At 73.6% G+C, this 18,962-nt stretch carries 18 protein-coding genes; 17 read left to right on the top strand and 1 reads right to left on the bottom strand.

Going from position 1 to position 18,962, the window contains the following annotated elements:
* Window positions 1-21: 21 nt before the first annotated feature.
* The 14 genes from BIV28_RS01985 to BIV28_RS01920 all read left to right on the top strand — a co-directional run bounded on the left by BIV28_RS01985 (window position 22) and on the right by BIV28_RS01920 (window position 15,972).
* Window positions 22-1,662, top strand: a complete 1,641-nt coding sequence (locus BIV28_RS01985; RefSeq protein WP_242652724.1) for a UDP-N-acetylmuramoyl-L-alanyl-D-glutamate--2,6-diaminopimelate ligase — start codon at window positions 22-24, stop codon at window positions 1,660-1,662.
* Window positions 1,659-3,071, top strand: a complete 1,413-nt coding sequence (locus BIV28_RS01980; RefSeq protein WP_076258858.1) for a UDP-N-acetylmuramoyl-tripeptide--D-alanyl-D-alanine ligase — start codon at window positions 1,659-1,661, stop codon at window positions 3,069-3,071. Before BIV28_RS01985 ends, BIV28_RS01980 begins: the two co-directional genes overlap by 4 nt.
* The gene (gene mraY, locus BIV28_RS01975) at window positions 3,068-4,153 is read left to right on the top strand and encodes a phospho-N-acetylmuramoyl-pentapeptide-transferase (protein ID WP_076258856.1); all 1,086 of its coding nucleotides are present in this window, start codon (window positions 3,068-3,070) and stop codon (window positions 4,151-4,153) included. Before BIV28_RS01980 ends, mraY begins: the two co-directional genes overlap by 4 nt.
* On the top strand, window positions 4,150-5,640 hold the full coding sequence (gene murD / locus BIV28_RS01970; protein ID WP_076258854.1) for a UDP-N-acetylmuramoyl-L-alanine--D-glutamate ligase: 1,491 nt from the start codon (window positions 4,150-4,152) through the stop codon (window positions 5,638-5,640). Before mraY ends, murD begins: the two co-directional genes overlap by 4 nt.
* A gap of 19 nt (window positions 5,641-5,659) precedes the next feature.
* A complete protein-coding gene (gene ftsW, locus BIV28_RS01965) occupies window positions 5,660-7,069 on the top strand; it encodes a putative lipid II flippase FtsW (RefSeq protein WP_242652723.1) in 1,410 nt (469 codons plus the stop codon).
* A complete protein-coding gene (murG, locus tag BIV28_RS01960; RefSeq protein ID WP_076258853.1) occupies window positions 7,066-8,190 on the top strand; it encodes an undecaprenyldiphospho-muramoylpentapeptide beta-N-acetylglucosaminyltransferase in 1,125 nt (374 codons plus the stop codon). The genes ftsW and murG overlap by 4 nt, the downstream gene beginning before the upstream one ends.
* A complete protein-coding gene (gene murC, locus BIV28_RS01955; protein ID WP_076258851.1) occupies window positions 8,187-9,647 on the top strand; it encodes a UDP-N-acetylmuramate--L-alanine ligase in 1,461 nt (486 codons plus the stop codon). The genes murG and murC overlap by 4 nt, the downstream gene beginning before the upstream one ends.
* A complete protein-coding gene (locus tag BIV28_RS01950) occupies window positions 9,647-10,414 on the top strand; it encodes a cell division protein FtsQ/DivIB (protein WP_076258850.1) in 768 nt (255 codons plus the stop codon). Before murC ends, BIV28_RS01950 begins: the two co-directional genes overlap by 1 nt.
* Before the next feature lie 345 nt (window positions 10,415-10,759).
* Complete coding sequence (gene ftsZ / locus BIV28_RS01945; RefSeq protein ID WP_076258849.1) at window positions 10,760-12,088, top strand: cell division protein FtsZ; 1,329 nt, start codon at window positions 10,760-10,762, stop codon at window positions 12,086-12,088.
* 78 nt (window positions 12,089-12,166) lie between these two features.
* Window positions 12,167-12,937 (top strand): peptidoglycan editing factor PgeF, encoded by a 771-nt coding sequence (gene pgeF / locus BIV28_RS01940; RefSeq protein WP_083706956.1) that lies wholly within the window; start codon window positions 12,167-12,169, stop codon window positions 12,935-12,937.
* A complete protein-coding gene (locus BIV28_RS01935; RefSeq protein ID WP_076258847.1) occupies window positions 12,934-13,695 on the top strand; it encodes a YggS family pyridoxal phosphate-dependent enzyme in 762 nt (253 codons plus the stop codon). The genes pgeF and BIV28_RS01935 overlap by 4 nt, the downstream gene beginning before the upstream one ends.
* 43 nt (window positions 13,696-13,738) lie before the next feature.
* The gene (locus BIV28_RS01930) at window positions 13,739-14,221 is read left to right on the top strand and encodes a cell division protein SepF (RefSeq protein WP_076258845.1); all 483 of its coding nucleotides are present in this window, start codon (window positions 13,739-13,741) and stop codon (window positions 14,219-14,221) included.
* Between the two features lie 90 nt (window positions 14,222-14,311).
* Window positions 14,312-14,596, top strand: coding sequence for a YggT family protein (locus BIV28_RS01925; protein WP_076258843.1), 285 nt, complete (start codon window positions 14,312-14,314; stop codon window positions 14,594-14,596).
* Between the two features lie 164 nt (window positions 14,597-14,760).
* The gene (locus BIV28_RS01920; protein WP_076258841.1) at window positions 14,761-15,972 is read left to right on the top strand and encodes a DivIVA domain-containing protein; all 1,212 of its coding nucleotides are present in this window, start codon (window positions 14,761-14,763) and stop codon (window positions 15,970-15,972) included.
* A gap of 16 nt (window positions 15,973-15,988) precedes the next feature.
* Here the strand turns inward: BIV28_RS01920 and BIV28_RS01915 are convergent, their stop codons facing one another.
* A complete protein-coding gene (locus BIV28_RS01915) occupies window positions 15,989-16,831 on the bottom strand; it encodes a hypothetical protein (RefSeq protein ID WP_076258839.1) in 843 nt (280 codons plus the stop codon).
* On the opposite strand from BIV28_RS01915, the gene BIV28_RS01910 reads away from it, so the two are divergent.
* From BIV28_RS01910 to BIV28_RS01900, 3 genes are all read left to right on the top strand, one after another.
* Complete coding sequence (locus BIV28_RS01910; protein ID WP_076258838.1) at window positions 16,812-17,312, top strand: TraR/DksA family transcriptional regulator; 501 nt, start codon at window positions 16,812-16,814, stop codon at window positions 17,310-17,312. The genes BIV28_RS01915 and BIV28_RS01910 overlap by 20 nt on opposite strands.
* Window positions 17,313-17,416: 104 nt before the next feature.
* Window positions 17,417-18,016, top strand: coding sequence for a signal peptidase II (locus BIV28_RS01905; RefSeq protein WP_076258836.1), 600 nt, complete (start codon window positions 17,417-17,419; stop codon window positions 18,014-18,016).
* Complete coding sequence (locus tag BIV28_RS01900) at window positions 18,009-18,959, top strand: RluA family pseudouridine synthase (protein ID WP_076258834.1); 951 nt, start codon at window positions 18,009-18,011, stop codon at window positions 18,957-18,959. The genes BIV28_RS01905 and BIV28_RS01900 overlap by 8 nt, the downstream gene beginning before the upstream one ends.
* Window positions 18,960-18,962 lie beyond the last annotated feature (3 nt).

Below are 18,962 nucleotides of genomic sequence, written 5' to 3'. Positions count from 1 at the left end.
GTTCGACCCGCCACGTCGGGCGTGCCCCTCGCTGTGCTGGGCGCCCTCGGCGACCTGACGAGCCGGACGGGAGGCACGTCGCAGCCGGCATCCCGGCCCGACGACGAGGCCCTCGTCACCGGCGTCACCCTCGACAGCCGCAGCGTCCTGCCCGGCGACCTCTACGCCGCCCTGCCCGGCTTCAACGTGCACGGGGCGCGCTTCGCCGCCGACGCCGTCCGCTCCGGAGCCGTCGCCGTCCTCACCGACGCCGAGGGGCTCGCCCTCGTCGAGGACGCCGTCGCGCGCGAGGGCCTGGGCGCCGTGCCGGTGCTCGTCGCCGCCGACCCGCGGGCCGTGCTCGGCGAGGCCGCCGCCACCGTCTACGGCCGGCCCTCGGAGGGGCTGACGATGATCGGCGTCACCGGCACCAACGGCAAGACGACCACCGCCTACCTCGTCGAGTCGGCGCTGCGGGCGCACGGCTCGCGCACCGGGCTCATCGGCACCGTCGAGACCCGCATCGGCGAGGACCGCGTCGAGTCGGTGCGCACGACCCCCGAGGCCACCGACCTGCACGCCCTGCTCGGCGTCATGCGCGAGCGCGGCACCGACGCGTGCGTCATGGAGGTCTCCAGCCACGCCCTCGAGCTGCACCGGGTCGACGGCGTCGTCTACGACGTCGCGCTCTTCACCAACCTCTCCCAGGACCACCTCGACTTCCACCCGTCGATGGAGGCCTACTTCGCGGCCAAGGCCTCGCTCTTCACGCCCGAGCGCTCCCGCGCCGGCGTCGTCTGCGTCGACGACGCGTGGGGCGCGCGCCTGGCGCGCGAGGCAGGGGTGCCGGTGACGACGCTCTCGACGACCGCGATCTCCGACGGCACCGACGCCACCGACGGCACCGACTGGACCGTCGAGGAGGGCGACGCCGGCGCGTTCACGCTGCGCGAGCGCGCCACGGGTCGCGGCCTGGCGCTCGTCTCGCACCTGCCCGGCCACTTCAACGTCGCCAACACCGCCCTCGCCGCGCTGGCGCTGCTCGCCACCGGCCTGACCGACGCCGAGGTCGAGGCCGCGATGGCCGCCGCGCCCGACGTGCCGGGCCGGATGGAGGTCGTCGCGCCGGGAGGAGACGGCACCCCGCGGTGCGTCGTCGACTTCGCGCACACGCCCGACGCCGTCGACGCCGCCCTCGCAGCGCTGCGTCCGAGCACGCAGGGTCGCCTCATCGCCGTCCTCGGTGCCGGTGGCGACCGCGACAGCGGGAAGCGTCCGGCCATGGGGGCCGCCGCGGCCCGTCGCGCCGACGTCGTCGTCGTCACCGACGACAACCCGCGCAGCGAGGACCCCGCGACGATCCGCGCCGCGGTCGCCGAGGGCGCCCGCAGCGAGGTCGCCGGCGGTGCCGCCACCGCCGTCCAGGTCATCGACGGGGGCGCGCGTTCGAGCGCCATCGCCGAGGCCATCGCGCTCGCGGTGGTCGGTTCGGGGGAGCCGGGGGACCAGGGGGAGCAGGAAGGGCGCGTCGACACCGTCGTCGTGCTCGGCAAGGGACACGAGAAGGGCCAGGAGATCCTCGGAGTGAAGCACCCGTTCGACGACCGCGACGCCGTCCGCGCCGCCCTCGCCGCCGTCACCTCGACGCGCCGCGCGACGGCGCGCCCGGAGGTGACCGCGTGATCCCCCTGACCCTCGCCGAGGTCCGTGACCTCACCGGCGGGACCGTCCACGGCACCGACGCGCCCGACGCCGTCGTCGTCGACGGCCCCGTCAGCACCGACTCGCGCGAGTGCGGTGCCGGCAGCCTCTACGTCGCCCGCGTCGGCGAGCACGCCGACGGGCACGCCTACGTCGACGCGGCCGTCGCGGCCGGCGCCGTCGCGGCGCTCACCTCGCGCGTCGTCGACGGCGTGCCGTGCGTCGTCGTCGACGACGTCCAGACCGCCTTCGGGCAGGTCGCCCGCGGCGTCGTCGACCGGGCGCCCGAGCTGCGCGTCGTCGGCATCACCGGCTCCTCCGGCAAGACGAGCGCCAAGGACCTCCTCGCCTCGGTCCTGTCGACCGTCGCCGAGACGGTCGCGCCGGTCAACTCGCTCAACGGCGAGATCGGCGTGCCGCTCACGGTCTGCCGGGTCGCGCCGACCACCCGCTTCCTCGTCGCCGAGATGGGCGCCCGGGGCGTCGGGCACATCGAGTACCTGACCCGCATCGCGCCGCCCCAGGTGGCGATCGTGCTCAACGTCGGCTCGGCCCACGTCGGCGAGTTCGGCTCCAAGGAGAACATCGCTTTGGCCAAGTCCGAGCTGCCGCAGGCGGTCCCGGCCGAGGGCGTCAGCGTCCTCAACGCCGACGACCCGCTCGTGCGCGCCATGTCCGAGGGTCTCGCCTCTCGCGTCGTGCTGGTCGGGCTCGCGCCCGACGCCGACGTCCGGGCCGAGGACGTCGAGCTCGACGACCGCGGACGCCCCACGTACACGCTCGTCACGCCGAAGGGTTCCGCACGGGTCTCCCTGCGGCAGAGCGGTGCCCACCACGTCGGCAACTCCCTCTCCGTCGCCGCCGCCGCGCTCGAGCTGGGCCTGACGCTCGACCAGGTCGTCGCCGGGCTGCGGGCAGCCGAGGCCGTGAGCCGCTGGCGGATGGAGATCACCGAGCGGCCCGACGGCGTCGTCGTCGTCAACGACGCGTACAACGCCAACCCCGACTCGATGCGCGCCGCGCTCGACGCCCTGGCGGCGATGGCCACCACCGGCCGTCGCTGGGCCGTCCTCGGCGGGATGCTCGAGCTCGGTGCCGACAGCGACGCCGAGCACACCGCCGTCGGTGGGTACGCCGCCGACCGCGGCGTCGACCGTGTCGTCGCGGTGGGGGAGGGCGCCCGGCCGATCGCCGCGGCGTTCCCCGCCGCGACGTGGGTGCCCGACACCGACGCCGCGTACGCGCTGCTCGACGAGCAGCTCGCGTCCGGCGACGTCGTCCTGCTCAAGTCGAGCCGCGACAGCGGGCTGCGGTGGCTCGGCGACCGGCTCGCCGGCGTGCCGGTGCCCGAGACCCCTGCCGCGTCGGCGGCGCAGGGGGTGGCGCGGTGAAGGGCGTCCTCCTCGCGGCGTCGTTCTCGCTGCTCATCTCGCTGTTCGGCACCCCGCTGTTCATCAAGTTCCTCGTCAAGCGCGGCTACGGCCAGTTCATCCGCGACGACGGACCCACCTCGCACCACACCAAGCGCGGCACCCCGACCATGGGCGGCGCCGTCATCATCGCCGCGACCTTCGGGGCCTACCTCGTCGCGCACCTGCTGACGCTCAACCCGCCCACGGCCTCGGGTCTGCTCGTCCTGTTCCTCATGGGCGGGCTCGGCTTCGTCGGCTTCCTCGACGACTTCATCAAGATCAGCAAGCAGCGCAGCCTCGGGCTGCGTTCCAAGGAGAAGCTGATCGGGCAGACCCTCGTCGGCGTCATCTTCGCGGTGCTCGCGGTGCAGTTCCCGAACGAGCAGTACCGCACCCCGGCCTCGCTGCTCGTCTCGTTCGTCCGCGAGACGAACATCAGCCTGGCCCTCGGGGGCAGCTCGGTCGTCGGCGTCGTCCTCTTCGTCATCTTCGCCAACGTCATGATCGCCGGCGCCTCCAACGGCGTGAACCTCACCGACGGCCTCGACGGCCTCGCCACGGGCGTCTCGACGATGGTCTTCGGCGCCTACGTCCTCATCAGCATCTGGACCTTCAACCAGAACTGCCAGACCAACCCGGGCATCAAGTGCTACGAGGTGCGCGACTCCCACGACCTCGCCCTCGTCGCGGCCGCGGGCATGGGCGCCTGCTTCGGGTTCCTCTGGTGGAACGCGACGCCGGCGAAGATCTTCATGGGCGACACCGGCTCGCTCGCCCTCGGTGGCGCGCTCGCCGGCCTCGCGATCACGACGCGCACCGAGCTGCTCCTCATCATCCTCGGCGGCATGTTCGTCCTCGAGACCCTCTCGGTCGTCGCGCAGGTGGCCTCGTTCAAGCTGACCGGCAAACGGGTGCTGCGGATGGCGCCGCTGCACCACCACTTCGAGATGGTCGGCTGGAACGAGGTGACCGTCGTCGTCCGCTTCTGGATCATCGCCGGGCTCTTCGTCGCCTTCGGTCTCGGCCTCTTCTACGCCGAGTGGGTGGTGGGGTCCCAGTGACGTTCGACCCGACCTACGAGCCGCGCCCCGGCCTGACCCACCGCGACGCCGACTGGAGCGGCATCGCCGTGCTCGTCGTCGGCCTCGGGGTGTCCGGCTTCGCCGCCGCCGACGCCCTCGCCGAGCGGGGCGCGCGCGTCACCGCCGTCTCGCGCGACGCCACCGACGTCATCCGCGAGCGGGCCACGATCCTGGAGATCCTCGGCGTCGACGTGCGCCTCGGGCCCGAGCACGTCGTGGCGCCCCCGGAGGGCACCGAGCTCGTCGTCACCTCACCGGGCGTCCCACCGCACGACCCGCTGATGCTCGCCGCGGCCACGGCCGGCATCCCGGTGTGGGGCGAGGTCGAGCTCGCGTGGCGGATGCGCGCCGAGGAGGGCGCCGCGCCGTGGCTCACCGTCACCGGCACGAACGGCAAGACGACGACCGTCCAGATGCTCGCCTCGATCCTGCAGCACGCGGGCCTGCGGGCCACGGCGGCCGGCAACATCGGAACGCCACTGCTCGAGGCCGTCCTGCACCCCGAGCCCTACGACGTCCTCGCCGTCGAGCTGAGCAGCTTCCAGCTCCACTGGCAGCGCTCGGTGTCGGCGGTCGCCTCGGCCGTCCTCAACGTCGCGCCCGACCACATCGACTGGCACGGCGGCTACGCCGAGTACCTGCGCGCCAAGGGCCGGATCTACCAGAACACCCACCTGGCCTGCATCTACAACGTCGCCGACATCCAGACCGAGCAGCTCGTCATGGAGGCCGACGTCGTCGAGGGGTGCCGCGCCGTCGGCTTCACGCTCGGCATCCCGGCGCCCTCGATGGTCGGCATCGTCGAGGACGTCCTCGCCGACCGCGCCTTCGTCGAGCAGCGCCAGCGCTCGGCCGCCGAGCTGTGCACGCTGGCCGACCTCCAGGGCGACGGCCCGCCCCCGCCACCGCACTACGTCGCCAACGCGCTCGCGGCGGCGGCCCTGGCCCGCGCGTACGGCGTCGGGCCCATCGCCGTGCGCGACGGCCTGCGGGCCTTCCGGCCCGACCGGCACCGCATCGCCGAGGTGGCCACGGTCCGCGGCGTCCGGTTCGTCAACGACTCCAAGGCGACCAACCCGCACGCGGCGGCCGCGGCCCTGCGCTCCTTCGACTCCGTCGTCTGGGTGGCCGGTGGCCTGCTCAAGGGCGCCGACGTCGACGCGCTCGTCGAGGACGTCGCCTCGCGCCTGCGCGGCGTCGTGCTCATCGGCGCCGACCGCGACCAGATCGCCCAGGCCCTTTCCCGACACGCGCCGGATGTCCCCGTCGTCGACGTGCCCGAGACCGACACTGATGTCATGGACCGCGTCGTGAAGCAGGCCGCGCGCCTCGCCCAGCCGGGCGACGTCGTGCTGCTCGCGCCGGCCGCGGCGTCCATGGACATGTTCACCAACTACGGTGCGCGCGGCGACGCCTTCGAGGAGGCGGTCCGCCGGCACGCCAGGGCGAGCGGGGGCGAAGGGTGAGCACGGGGGTGAGCACGGGGTGAGCACGACGACCTCGACCCGCTCGGGCCGTTCGGGGGGCTCGGGGGGCTCGGCGTCCAAGGGGACGCCGGCACGCGGGTCGGCAGCCCAGCGCGCCCGGGCGGCGCAGGCGGCCAAGGAGCGGGCCCGCGCCCGCGCGGAGGCGCACGCCGACGAGGCGAGCCGGCCCGGCCGGGCCCGGTCGCTGCCGATCATCGCCAAGCTCGAGTCGCCGCTGACGACCTACTACCTCATCCTCGGGGCCACGACGACCCTCGTCGTCATCGGCCTCATCATGGTGTTCAGCGCCTCGAGCGTCGAGCAGCTGCTGCAGGACAAGGCCTCCTACACCGTCTTCGCGCGCCAGCTGATGTTCGCCGTGCTCGGCGGGGTCGCGGCCGCCGTCGCGAGCCGTCTCGACGTGCGACGGTGGAAGCGCCTGGCGATGCCGGGCCTCGTCGCGTCGGTCGTGCTGCTCGCCGCGGTCATCCCGCTCGGCGTCGACGTCAACGGCAACCGCAACTGGCTCGCGCTCGGGCCCGTGCAGTTCCAGCCCTCCGAGCTGGCCAAGATCGGCATCGTGCTGGCCGGGGCGGCGATCTACGCGAACAAGGCCTCGCGCATGTCGAGCGTCCTGCACGTCCTGCTGCCGTTCCTCGTGCCGATCAGCGCCGTCGTGCTCGCCCTGATCCTCGCCGGCCACGACCTCGGCACCGCCCTCGTCTTCCTCGTCATCATCGCCGCGGTCCTCGCGGTCGCCGGCGCCCCGCTGCGGGTCTTCGTCGTCGGCGGCCTGCTCGGGGCGGTCGGCGTCGCGGCCCTCGTCGCCACGAGTGGCAACCGCGTCAAGCGCATCACCGACTTCCTCGACCCGGCCTGCAACACCAACCCCGACGGCTGGTGCGGCCAGGCGGTGCACGGCATGTACGCCCTCGCCGACGGCGGCTGGTGGGGCGTCGGGCTCGGGGCCTCCAAGGAGAAGTGGGCCTGGCTGTCGGAGGCCCACAACGACTTCATCTTCGCCATCATCGGCGAGGAGCTCGGCCTGCCCGGCACGCTCATGATCCTGCTCCTGTTCGGCATCCTCGCCTGGGCCTGCTTCCGCCTCGTGAGCCGCACCCAGGACCGCTTCGTGCGCATCGCCGGCTCGGGGATCATGGCCTGGCTCATCGGCCAGGCGATCATCAACATCGGCGCCGTCATCGGCCTGTTCCCCGTCATCGGCGTGCCCCTGCCGCTCGTGTCCGCCGGTGGCTCCTCGCTCGTCACCACCCTGCTGGCCCTGGGCGTCCTGCTGTCCTTCGCCCGCAACGAGCCGGGGTGCCGTGCACTGCTCGAGTCCCGACGCGGGATGATCAGACGGTCGCTCGCGGTGCTGCCCTCGCGCACCCGCGCGCTGTCCTCCCGCTCATCTCGCAGAAGTCGGTGATCCACCTGTCCTCGCCCACCTCCGTCCTGCTCGCCGGTGGGGGGTCGGCCGGCCACGTGTCGCCGCTGCTCTCCCTCGCCGACGCGCTCCGCCGCCGGCACCCCGACGTACGCGTCACCGCCCTCGGCACCTCCGAGGGCCTCGAGGCGCGGCTCGTGCCGGCGCACGGCCTCGACCTGCGCGTCGTGCCGAAGGTGCCGCTGCCGCGCCGCCCGAGCGGCGACCTGCTGCGGCTGCCCGGCCGGCTCAAGGCCGCCGTCGACGCCGCGGGCGCGGCGATCGACGACACCGGTGCCCAGGTGGTCGTCGGGTTCGGCGGCTACGTCAGCACGCCCGCCTACCTCGCGGCCCGCCGCCGCGGCGTCCCGGTGGTCATCCACGAGCAGAACGCCCGGGCGGGCCTGGCCAACCGGCTGGGGGCGCGCTTCGCCGCCCACGTCGCCACGACCTTCGCGGTCACCTCGCTGCCGAACGCGACGCGCATCGGCATGCCCCTGCGCCGGGAGGTATCGACGCTCGACCGCCCGGGCCGCCGTGCCGAGGCCCTGGCCCTCTTCGGCCTCGACGCGTCGTACCCGACCGTGCTCGTCACCGGCGGCTCGCTCGGTGCCCAGCGCCTCAACGACGCCTTCCGCGCCAACGTCGAGCGGCTCAGCGCGGCCGGCGTCCAGGTGCTGCACGTCACCGGGCTCGGCAAGGAGTTCGACGCCACGGTGCCCGAGGGCGGTGCGCCCTACGTCGTCGTGCCGTACGCCGACCGCATGGAGCTCGCCTACGCCGCCGCCGACCTCGTCGTCGCGCGCGCCGGGGCCAACACCGTGTGCGAGCTGACCGCCGTCGGCCTGCCCGCCGTGTACGTGCCGCTGCCCGTCGGCAACGGCGAGCAGCGGCTCAACGCCGCCGACGTCGTCGCCACCGGTGGTGGCCTGCTCGTCGACGACGCCGACCTGACGCCGGAGTACGTCGGCTCGCAGGTCCTCGCCCTCGCCACCGACCGACCGCGCCTCGAGCGGATGGCCGCGGCCGCCGCTGCGCTGGGCGAGCGCGCCGCCGACGAGCGCCTCGCCGACATGGTCGACGACGCCGCGGCGGCCTCGACCCGGGCGGGGGTGCGCCGATGACCCCCTCGGTCACCGACCCCTTCGCCGCCGCGCGCTTCGACTTCACCGCGCCGGTGCCCGACGCCGCCGACCTCGGACGCGTCCACTTCCTCGCCATCGGCGGGGCCGGGATGTCCGGCGTCGCCCGGATCATGCTCGCCCGCGGCGTCGCCGTCACCGGCAGCGACGCCAAGGACGTCCCGGTCCTCAAGGCGCTCGAGAGCGAGGGCGCGCACGTGTGGGTCGGGTTCCACCCCGCCCACCAGGAGCGCGCCGACGCCGTCGTCATGAGCAGCTCGATCCGCGAGGACAACGTCGAGCTCGTCGCCGCGCGCGAGCGCGGGGTCCCGGTCCTGCACCGGGCCCAGGGGCTCGCCTCCCTCATGCACGGGCGTCGCGCGGTGGCCGTGGCCGGCGCCAACGGCAAGACGACGACCACCTCGATGCTCACCGTCGCCCTGCAGGGCTGCGGCCTCGACCCGTCCTTCGCCGTCGGGGGAGAGCTGGCCAAGCACGGCACGAACGCCCACGACGGCGCCGACGACGTCTTCGTCGTCGAGGCCGACGAGAGCGACGGCTCGTTCGTCGTCTACCACCCCGAGGTTGCGGTCGTCACGAACGTGCAGCCCGACCACCTCGACTTCTACGAGAGCTTCGAGGTGGTCCAGGCCGCCTACGACGCCTTCGTCGCGACGATCCGCCCCGGGGGCCTGCTCGTCACCTGCCTCGACGACGCCGGCTCCGCCGCGCTCGCCGACCGGGCCCGGGCCGCCGGCACCCGCGTCGTCACCTACGGCTTCTCCGCCGGTGCCGACGTCGTCCTGGCCGAGCACGAGCAGGACGGCCTCACGGCCTCGGTCCGGCTCACCGACGCGGGCGCCGAGCACGCCATGACGCTCGCGGTCCCCGGCCGGCACAACGCCCTCAACGCCGCCGCGGCCTACGCGGCCGCGGTCCACGGGCTGGGCCAGGACCCCGAGCGGGTCCTCGCCGGCCTCGCCTCCTTCACCGGCACGCGTCGCCGGTTCGAGCCCAAGGGTGAGGCCGCCGGGGTCGTCGTCGTCGACGACTACGCCCACAACGCCGGCAAGGTGGCGGCCGTCGTCGAGACCGCGGCCCGGCTCGTGGCCGGCACCGGGCGGCTCGTCGTCGTCTTCCAGCCGCACCTCTACAGCCGCACCCGCGACTTCGCCACCGAGCTCGGCGCCGGTCTCGCCCCGGCCGACGTCGTCGTCGTCATGGACGTCTACGCCGCGCGCGAGGACCCCGTGCCCGGGGTCACCGGCCGTCTCGTCGTCGACGCCGTCCTCGAGGCCCGCCCCGGGGCCGAGGTGCACTACGTGCCCTCGTGGGCGGAGGTGGCCGGACGCGTCGCCGAGCTCGCGCGTCCCGGCGACCTCGTCCTCACGGTCGGGGCCGGCGACGTCACGATGATCGGCCCGGAGGTCCTGCTCGCCCTGGGTGACGAGGAGGCGTGATGCACGACGGGTCGCACGGACGCCAGGTCGCCGGACGCGGTCTGTCGTCCTCGCGCGCCCGCTTCGAGCGCCGGGCCGCGGTCGCGCGCCGGCGCCCGCGGGTCGTGGCCGCCGTCGGCGTCGTCCTGCTGCTCGTCCTCGGTCTCGTCGCCTGGCTCGGCTGGTTCAGCGGGGTGCTCACGGCCACCGAGGTCCAGGTGCACGGGGTCACCGGCACGGCCGCGGCGGAGGTGCGCCGGGTGGCCGCGGTGCCGCTGGGCGGCCCGCTCATGCGGGTCGACACCGGGGCCGCCGAGCAGCGCCTCGTCGCGGGCAAGGCGTGGGACGACGTCACCGTCTCGCGGAGCCTGCCGCACACCGTGGTCATCGAGGTGTCGCCGCGTCGGGCCGTCCTCGCGGTGCGCACCCCGGAGGGGAGCGTCGACCTCGTCGACGCCGAGGGCTTCGCGTTCCGCACCCTGTCCGCGGCGCCGGACGGCGTACCCCTCGTACGGTCGAGCACCGACACGGTGACGAAGTCCGGTGTCGCCGCCGCGCTCCAGGCGCTCACCTCGCTGCCCGCGTCGGTGCGTGGCGACGTCTCGGGAGTCAGCGTGTCGGCGGCCGACCAGGTCAGCTTCACCGTCTCCTCGACGTCCAAGCGCAAGACCGTCGTGTGGGGCGGCGCCGGCGACGGCGCCCGCAAGGCCAGGCTCGTCACGGTCCTGCTCGGCGAGCCGGGCGACACCATCGACGTCAGCGTCCCCGACTCGCCGGTGACCCGCTGAGGCCGCCGCGGGCCGGGGCCGCCGACCCCGGCGCGCGCCCGCCTGCCCGGCATGGGACAGTGTGCGCGACACCTGGGGCCCGCGTGACCCATGGTGCGGCTGTGGCCGGTGTGCAGTTCCCTTGGGAAATGGGGGAACCGGCGCCACGACACGCCGCGAGTTGGGTTGATCGACCAAGGGTCACGGCATACCGTCGGGGCACTGGTTCCGTGACCAAACCGTAACCTTCAGGTCGACCTTTAAGGTTGGGCCACAGCACCACCCGAAGCCACCTCCCAGCCGCACCCACCGGACGACCCGCGAACTCCGCAGTACCGGCACCACCACTCAGGAAGGCCCACTCCCGTGGCAGCAGCACCGCAGAACTACCTGGCCGTCATCAAGGTCGTCGGCATCGGCGGCGGCGGCGTCAATGCCATCAACCGGATGATCGAGGTGGGCCTCAAGGGCGTCGAGTTCATCGCCATCAACACCGACGCCCAGGCGCTGCTCATGAGCGATGCCGACGTCAAGCTCGACGTCGGCCGCGAGCTCACGCGCGGCCTCGGCGCCGGCGCCGACCCCGAGGTCGGCAAGAAGGCCGCCGAGGACCATGCCGAGGAGATCGAGGAGGTCCTCAAGGGGGCCGACATGGTCTTCGTCACCGCCGGCGAGGGCGGCGGCACCGGCACCGGCGGCGCGCCCGTCGTGGCCCGCATCGCACGCGGGCTCGGCGCCCTGACGATCGGCGTCGTCACGCGCCCGTTCACCTTCGAGGGCCGGCGCCGCGCCAACCAGGCCGAGTCCGGCATCGGCAGCCTCCGCGAGGAGGTCGACACCCTGATCGTCATCCCCAACGACCGACTGCTGTCGATCAGCGACCGCAACGTCTCGATGATGGACGCCTTCCGGTCCGCCGACCAGGTCCTCCTCTCCGGTGTCCAGGGCATCACCGACCTCATCACGACGCCCGGCCTCATCAACCTCGACTTCGCCGACGTCAAGTCGGTCATGCAGGGCGCCGGCTCGGCCCTCATGGGCATCGGGTCGGCCCGCGGCGAGGACCGCGCCGTCCAGGCCGCCGAGCTGGCCATCAGCAGCCCGCTGCTCGAGGCCTCCATCGACGGCGCGCACGGCGTCCTGCTCTCGATCCAGGGCGGCAGCGACCTCGGCCTCTTCGAGATCAACGAGGCCGCGCGCCTCGTCCAGGAGGCCGCGCACCCCGAGGCCAACATCATCTTCGGTGCGGTCATCGACGACGCCCTCGGCGACGAGGTCCGCGTCACGGTCATCGCGGCCGGCTTCGACGGCGGCGGCCCGACGCGTCGCGACGACGACCGCGCCCTCGGCCAGGTCATGGGGCGGTCCACCTCCGCGGCCGCGCCCGCGCCGTCCCACCAGGCCAACCACCAGGCGCAGCAGCGTCCGGCCCAGCACAGCAACGGCGTGCCGGCGGCCCAGCCCGCCGCGCAGCCGGTCCAGCAGCAGCCGGTCCACCAGCAGCCCGTCCAGCAGCCGGTGCACCAGCAGCAGCCGGCGGCCCCCCAGCAGCTGCCCACGCAGCAGCCGGCGCCGCAGCACCAGGCCCCGCCGGCCCAGCAGTCGCCGGTGGCCCCGCGTCCCGCGCAGCAGCCGCCGCGACAGGTGACGTTCGAGGACAGCGACGAGCTCGACGTGCCCGACTTCCTCAAGTAAGCACGCGACGACCCGACGGGAGGTGCCCACGCGGCGCCTCCCGTCGGCGTTCCCGGACCTGACGGATAGGTTGGGCCCGTGTTCTTCTGGCGATCCGGACCCCCTGCCAACGAGCCGACCGACGAGCCGACCGACGATCCGGCCGCCACCATCGACCTCGCCTTCACCGGCCGGTCGGCCGGGGCCGGCCGTGAGCCGTACCGCGGCCTCAACCTCGGCGGCCACGTCGGCGACGAGCCCGCCCTCGTCGAGGCCAACCGGGTGGCCCTGGCCCTGGAGGTCGGCGTGCCCCGGGAGCGGCTCCTGTTCATGAACCAGGTGCACGGCACCGAGATCGTCGAGGTCAGCAGTCCGTGGTCCGGCGAGCCCCCCGAGGCCGACGGGATCGTCACGCGGGCAACGGGGCTCGCGCTCGCGGTCCTCGTGGCCGACTGCGTCCCGGTGCTGCTGCACGACGCCGACGCCGGTGTCGTCGGGGCGGTCCACGCGGGTCGCCCGGGGATGGTCGCCGGGATCGTGCCGAGGGCCGTCGACGCGATGCGCGACCTCGGCGCCCGCCGGGTCCGCGCCACCGTCGGGCCCTCGGTCTGCGGCCGCTGCTACGAGGTGCCCGCCGACATGGCCCGCGACGCAGCCGGCATCACCCCCGCCGCCGCCGCTCGCTCGTGGCAGGGCACTCCCGCCGTCGACGTCGCCGCCGGGGTCGTCGAGCAGCTGGCCGGGGCCGGCGTCGGGGTCGACTGGGTCGCCGGCTGCACCCGCGAGCACGCCGACCTCTACTCCTACCGCCGTGACGGCACGACGGGCCGGTTCGCCGGTGTCGTCGTGCGCCGGGAGGTGCGCGCGTGAGTGCCACGGGACCGGCCGGCGTCCACCCCGACGCGCGCCGCGAGCAGCTGCGCGCCTCGCTCGCCGCCGTGCACGGACGCATCGAGCGGGCCTGCGCCGACGCCGGACGCGATCCGGCCGAGGTGACGCTCGTCGTCGTGACGAAGTTCTTCCCGGCCTCGGACGTGCTGCTCCTGCACCAGCTCGGGGTCCGCAGCTTCGGGGAGAACCGCGACCAGGAGGCGGCCGAGAAGTTCGCGCTGGTGCGGCAGTCGGTCGACGCCGCGGGACCGGCCGCCGAGCCGCCCGTCCTGCACTTCATCGGGCGGCTGCAGGGCAACAAGGCCGCCCACGTGGCGCACTACGCCGACGTCGTCGAGAGCCTCGACCGCGCCAAGCTCGTCGACGGCCTGGCCAAGGGGGCCCGCCGGGCCGGGCGCCCCGAGGGCGACCTCGAGGTGCTCCTGCAGGTCAGCCTCGACGGCGACACCTCCCGCGGGGGAGCGCTGCCCGAGGACCTGGCCGCCCTCGCCGCGGCCGTGGAGGCGCAGCCGGCGCTCCGGCTCCGCGGCCTCATGGCCGTCGCGCCGCTCGGGGCCGACCCCGACGACGCGTTCGCGAGCTTGCACCACCTCGCCCGTGACCTGCGCGAGCGCCATCCCGGGGCGAGCTGGCTCTCGGCCGGGATGAGCGGCGACCTCGAGGCGGCGCTGCGCCACGGCGCGACACACCTGCGTGTCGGAACGGCAATCCTCGGTTCACGCCCGTCACTTCTGTAACGTCGGCAGCGATTCAGCACGATCCGAACGTTGGGAGCCGGCCATGGCAGGGGCACTGCGCAAGACGATGGTGTACCTCGGACTGAGCGAGGAGGACCAGCGTCACGAGCGGTACGACGACTACGAGGCGTACGACGAGTCCGACCGCTACGACGACGAGCCGGAGCACACCGCGGCCGTCACGCAGCTGCCGACGCGCCGCCCCGTGGCCGCCGTCGTCCGCGAGCCCGAGGTCGGGGGCCTCAACCGCATCACGACGATCCACCCGCGCACGTACAACGAGGCCAAGAACATCGGCGAGTGGTTCCGTGACCAGGTGCCGGTCATCATGAACCTGTCCGACATGGACGACGCCGACGCCAAGCGCCTCGTCGACTTCGCGGCGGGCCTCGTCTTCGGCCTGCACGGCACGATCGAGCGGGTCACCTCCAAGGTCTTCCTCCTCTCGCCGGCCCACGTCGAGATCGCGGCCGACGAGCCCGAGGCGCCGTCGCCGTCCACCCGCGGCTTCTTCAACCAGAGCTGACCCGGCCCGGACCCCCACGGACGCGGCTGCACAGCGACCCCACAGCACCCCGATTGCCCGGGACGCGGCCGCATCGGCGACACTGACCTCATGGACGCGTTCTGGACGATCTACGGAGTGGTCGTCTTCACCTTCTTCATCGCCCTCATCGGACGCTTCGTCCTCGACTGGGTGCAGATGCTCGCGCGGTCCTGGCACCCCACGGGCATCGTGCTCGTCCTCGCCGAGGCCGTGTACACGGTGACCGACCCTCCGCTCAAGGCGCTGCGCAAGGTGATCCCGTCGCCGAACCTCGGCGGGGTCCGGCTGGACCTCAGCTTCCTCGTCCTCATGCTGCTCACGTCGCTGGCGCTCAACGTCCCCAGCTTCTTCTAGCAGCGCCGGCCTCCCGACCCCCGCACGGGGACGAGGGGGGACCCGGGGTCGCCGCCGGGTGGCACGTGGGGTACGACACGCACCGCGCCGGGCACGGCTTTGGTTCGTGACCGGAACGTTAGATACCTTGGACCCGAACCACTACGTCTGCATCGAGGTGAGACATGGCGCTTACGCCGGAACAGGTGCTCAACAAGCACTTCCAAACCACGCAGTTCCGCCGGGGCTACGAGGAGCGGGACGTCGACGACTTCCTCGACGAGATCGTCGCGGAGATGCGATCGCTCATCGAGCAGCGCGACGACTACCTGAAGCAGCTCAACGACTGCCGCGCGTCCAAGAACCAGTCGGCGGTGCGCGCCGACGGTGCCACGGCCGCGATGCCGGCGGTGGGCCGTCCCGGTGACGACGCGAAGCTCGGCGGGCTGACGGCCAAGATCCAGGACGCCGAGCGCGCGTTCAAGGCCGCCCAGGACCGCGCCGCCAAGGCCAAGGCCGAGGCGGACAACGCCGAGCGCACCGCCAAGGAGCGCATCGAGCGGGCCCGGGCCGAGGCCGAGCGGGCCGAGACCGCCGCGAAGTCCGCGGTCGACTCCAAGGCCCTGAACGACGCCCAGGCCAAGCTCAACGACCTCAACACCAAGGTCGCCGACGCCGAGTCGCGCCTGGCCAAGTCCCAGGAGAGCGCCCGCGACATCGAGGCCCGCCTCGCCAAGTCGCAGGAGAACGCCCGGGCCGCCGAGGAGCGCGCCGCCCGTGCCAACGCCGACGCCGAGGCCGCCGCCCGCATCCAGCCCGCCGCGGCTGCTGCCGCTGCGGCTCCGGCGGGCAGCGCCGACGCCGCCGGGGTCATCGCGCTGGCCCAGCGCCTGCACGACGAGCACGTCGCCGCCGGCGAGACGCGTCGCAACGAGCTCATCTCCGAGGCCGAGAACCGCCACCGCGACCTCGTCAGCACCGGTCAGACCAAGCACGACGAGCTCATCAACGCCGGTCAGGCCCGCCACGAGGAGGCGACCCGCCAGGCCGAGCAGATCTCGGCCGCCGCGACCGCCCAGCGCGACCAGATGCTCGCCGAGGCCACCTCGCAGCGCGACCGGATGCTCGCCGACGCCGCGACCAAGCGCGACGAGATGCTGACCGAGGCGCGCGAGCGCTCGACCGGCATGGTCGCCGAGGCGCAGCAGCGCAAGGCCCAGCTGCTCGAGGAGCTCGACAAGCAGAAGTCGCTGCTCGACCGCAAGATCAGCGAGCTGCGCGGCTTCGAGAAGAACTACCGCAGCAACCTCAAGTCCTACATCGAGGGCGCGCTGCAGGACCTCGACACCAACGTCCAGGAGCCGGCGCACGCCGGCGCCGGTGACAACCAGGGCTGAGAGCGCACCCTCCGCCCTACCTCGCGAGACACGCAGACAGACGCACGCGGGCCGCCCGGGAACCATCCCGGGCGGCCCGCGTTGTATGTGCTGGGTGACTCTTTGCGCCCGTGCGCGTTTCGTGTTTGTGCGGGACCCGTGCGGGGCCTATTGTCAGCCGCACTTGCAGCGTCGACGGCACGAGCGACGGAGGTGACGCCATGGCGGCGAAGAGGACGGCGGCGGTGACGACCGCAGCGAAGCGGGCGGTGACGGCAGTGGGTCGCACGGCCAGGGCCGCCGCGACGAAGGCGACCCCCACCAAGACCGCGAGGACCGCGACGAAGCCTGCGCCGTCGAAGAGTGCGACCAAGGCCGCGCCCTCGAAGACCTCGAAGACCTCGAAGACCTCGACCGCAAAGGCGGCCAAGAGCGCTCCGGTCAAGAGCGTGCCACGGTCGACGGCGACCAAGACGGCCGCGAAGTCGACTGCGAAGTCGACTGCAAAGACGACTGCGAAGAAGACCGCGCCGGCGAAGAAGGCAGCACCGACGCCGGCGAAGAAGGCCGCGACGAAGAGCCCGACGAAGAGCCCGACGAAGAGCCCGACGAAGGCCGCGAAGGCCACGACGAAGACGGCCGCATCCGCGAAAACCGCGGTGAAGAAGTCCGCGGTGAAGAAGACTGCGGTCAGGCCTTCGGCGACGAAGGCCGGCCCGAAGGCCGCCACGGCTCCGAAGACCCGGAAGACCACGACGACGGCGACGAAGGCGTCTGCGACCACCACGGCGCCCCCGCGCACGAGGACCACCAGGCCGACCACCGCGAAGGCGGCGGCCGCACGACCCGAGAAGGCAGCAGTGACGACGACCAGCCCCACCACCGGCACCACCGGTACCCGGAGCGCGACGAGCGCCAGCAGCCGGGCTCGGACCGGTACCTCGCGCACGAGCGCGAAGAAGATCGCCGAGACCCTGCGCGTCAAGGACGACGAGAGCCCTTGGAGCGAGGAGGAGATCGCGGAGGTCCGCGGCGTCCTGCTCGAGGAGATCGACCAGCACCGCGCCGAGCTGAAGATCGCCGAGGACGAGCTCGACAGCTTCCTGCGCTCCTCGGGCGACGGCGCAGGCGACGACCAGGCCGACGCCGGCGCCAAGACGGCCGAGCGCGAGCACGAGATGTCGGTGGCGGCGAACGCCCGCGCCGGCCTCCTGCAGGCCGAGCACGCCCTCGAGCAGCTCGAGGCCGGCACGTACGGGGTGTGCGAGAACTGCGGCAACCCGATCGGCAAGCTTCGACTCCAGGCCCGTCCGCGTGCGACCCTGTGCATGTCATGCCAGGAGAAGCAGGACCGCCACTGAACGACGCCGCCGGCGCGCCCAGACGCGCCGACGCACCAACCCGGGACGCGGCGCCGACTCCCACCCCGTTCGGGGGGAGCGGCGCCGCGTCCGACCGAGAGACCGTGAGTACCGAGAACAGCGCACCGCCCACCGCGAGGACTACGTCCGAGCGTCCGTCCCCGACCCGGCGCAGGCGGCTGTTCGCGTTGCTCGCCGTCGTCGCCGTCCTCGCCTACGCCAGTGACCAGGTCACCAAGGCCGTCGCGCTCGCGACGCTGTCCGACGGCAGCCCGCGCCCGTTCATCGGCGACCTCATCCGCTTCAAGCTCATCGGCAACCCCGGCGCCGCGCTGTCCCTCGGGGCGAGCAACACGTGGGTCATGACCGGCATCGCGCTCGCGGTGCTCGTCGCGATCGTCGTCGTGGCCCGCAACCTCGGTTCGCGCGCCTGGGCCCTGGCCCTGGGCCTGCTCCTCGGCGCCGCCCTCGGCAACCTCACCGACCGGTTCGTGCGACCCCCGGGCGGCGGCCAGGGGCACGTCGTCGACTTCATCGACTACCGGTGGTTCATCGGCAACGTCGCCGACATCTGGATCGTCGGGGCGGCCTGCCTCGTCGTCGTCCTCGCGATGGTCGGCATCGGTGTCGACGGCCTGCGCGACCGCGACAAGCGCGCCGCCGAGGCGTCGGCCACCGACGGTGGGGAGCGCAGCGATGACTGAGCCGGTCCACGCGGGCGAGGCCCGTACCGTCCTGGTCCCCGACGGCCTCGAGGGCGAGCGCGTCGACTCCGGCGTCTCACGCCTCTTCGGGGTCTCGCGCACCAAGGCCGCCGAGCTCGCCGCGGCCGGTCACGTGGCGCAGGGCGGCCGGCCCGTCGGCAAGTCCGAGCGGCTCGTCGCCGGTGCGATGCTCGAGGTGTCGCTGCCGCGCGCCGAGGCCAGCCCGAGCCTGCAGGTCGTGGCCGAGCCGGTGCCGGGCATGCGGATCATCCACGACGACGACGACCTCGTCGTGGTCGACAAGCCCGTCGGCGTCGCCGCGCACCCGAGCCTCAACTGGACCGGGCCCGACGTCGTCGGCGGCCTCGCCGCGGCCGGTTACCGCATCTCCACCTCCGGGGCCCCCGAGCGACAGGGCATCGTCAGCCGGCTCGACGTGGGCACCTCCGGCCTCATGGTCGTGGCCAAGAGCGAGTACGCCTACAGCCGGCTCAAGCACCTGTTCCGCAGCCGCCAGGTCGACAAGACCTACCACGCGCTCGTCCAGGGCCTGCCCGACCCGCTCGTCGGCACCGTCGACGCGCCCATCGGTCGGCGCCCGGGCGCCGAGTTCAAGTTCGCCGTCATGAGCACCGGCAAGCCGTCGGTGACCCACTACGAGGTGCTCGAGGCGTTCCGGTACGCGAGCCTGCTCGAGATCCACCTCGAGACCGGCCGCACCCACCAGATCCGCGTGCACATGGCGGCGCTGCACCACCCGTGCTGCGGCGACCCGCTCTACGGCGCCGACCCGACGCTCGCGGCGCGGCTCGGCCTGGACCGCCAGTGGCTGCACGCCGTCGGGCTCGGGTTCGAGCACCCGGGCACGGGGGAGTACGTCCACTTCGAGAGCCAGTACCCGGACGACCTGCAGCACGCCCTCGACGTCGCCGGGACGTTCTGAGGC

The sequence above is a fragment of the Intrasporangium flavum genome (assembly GCF_001956915.1).
Classification (GTDB): Bacteria; Actinomycetota; Actinomycetes; order Actinomycetales; family Dermatophilaceae; genus Monashia; species Monashia flava.
The sequence above is the reverse complement of the archived record's forward strand: the minus strand, read 5'-3'. Positions and strand labels throughout refer to the sequence as shown.

Bases quoted from the DNA above. Each gene is read 5' to 3' on its own strand.
- BIV28_RS01920 (WP_076258841.1), top strand. From the start codon at position 14,761: ATGGCGCTTACGCCGGAACAGGTGCTCAACAAGCACTTCCAAACCACG.
- BIV28_RS01925 (WP_076258843.1), top strand. From the start codon at position 14,312: ATGGACGCGTTCTGGACGATCTACGGAGTGGTCGTCTTCACCTTCTTC.
- murC (WP_076258851.1), top strand. From the start codon at position 8,187: ATGACCCCCTCGGTCACCGACCCCTTCGCCGCCGCGCGCTTCGACTTC.
- BIV28_RS01900 (WP_076258834.1), top strand. From the start codon at position 18,009: ATGACTGAGCCGGTCCACGCGGGCGAGGCCCGTACCGTCCTGGTCCCC.
- BIV28_RS01950 (WP_076258850.1), top strand. From the start codon at position 9,647: ATGCACGACGGGTCGCACGGACGCCAGGTCGCCGGACGCGGTCTGTCG.
- BIV28_RS01930 (WP_076258845.1), top strand. From the start codon at position 13,739: ATGGCAGGGGCACTGCGCAAGACGATGGTGTACCTCGGACTGAGCGAG.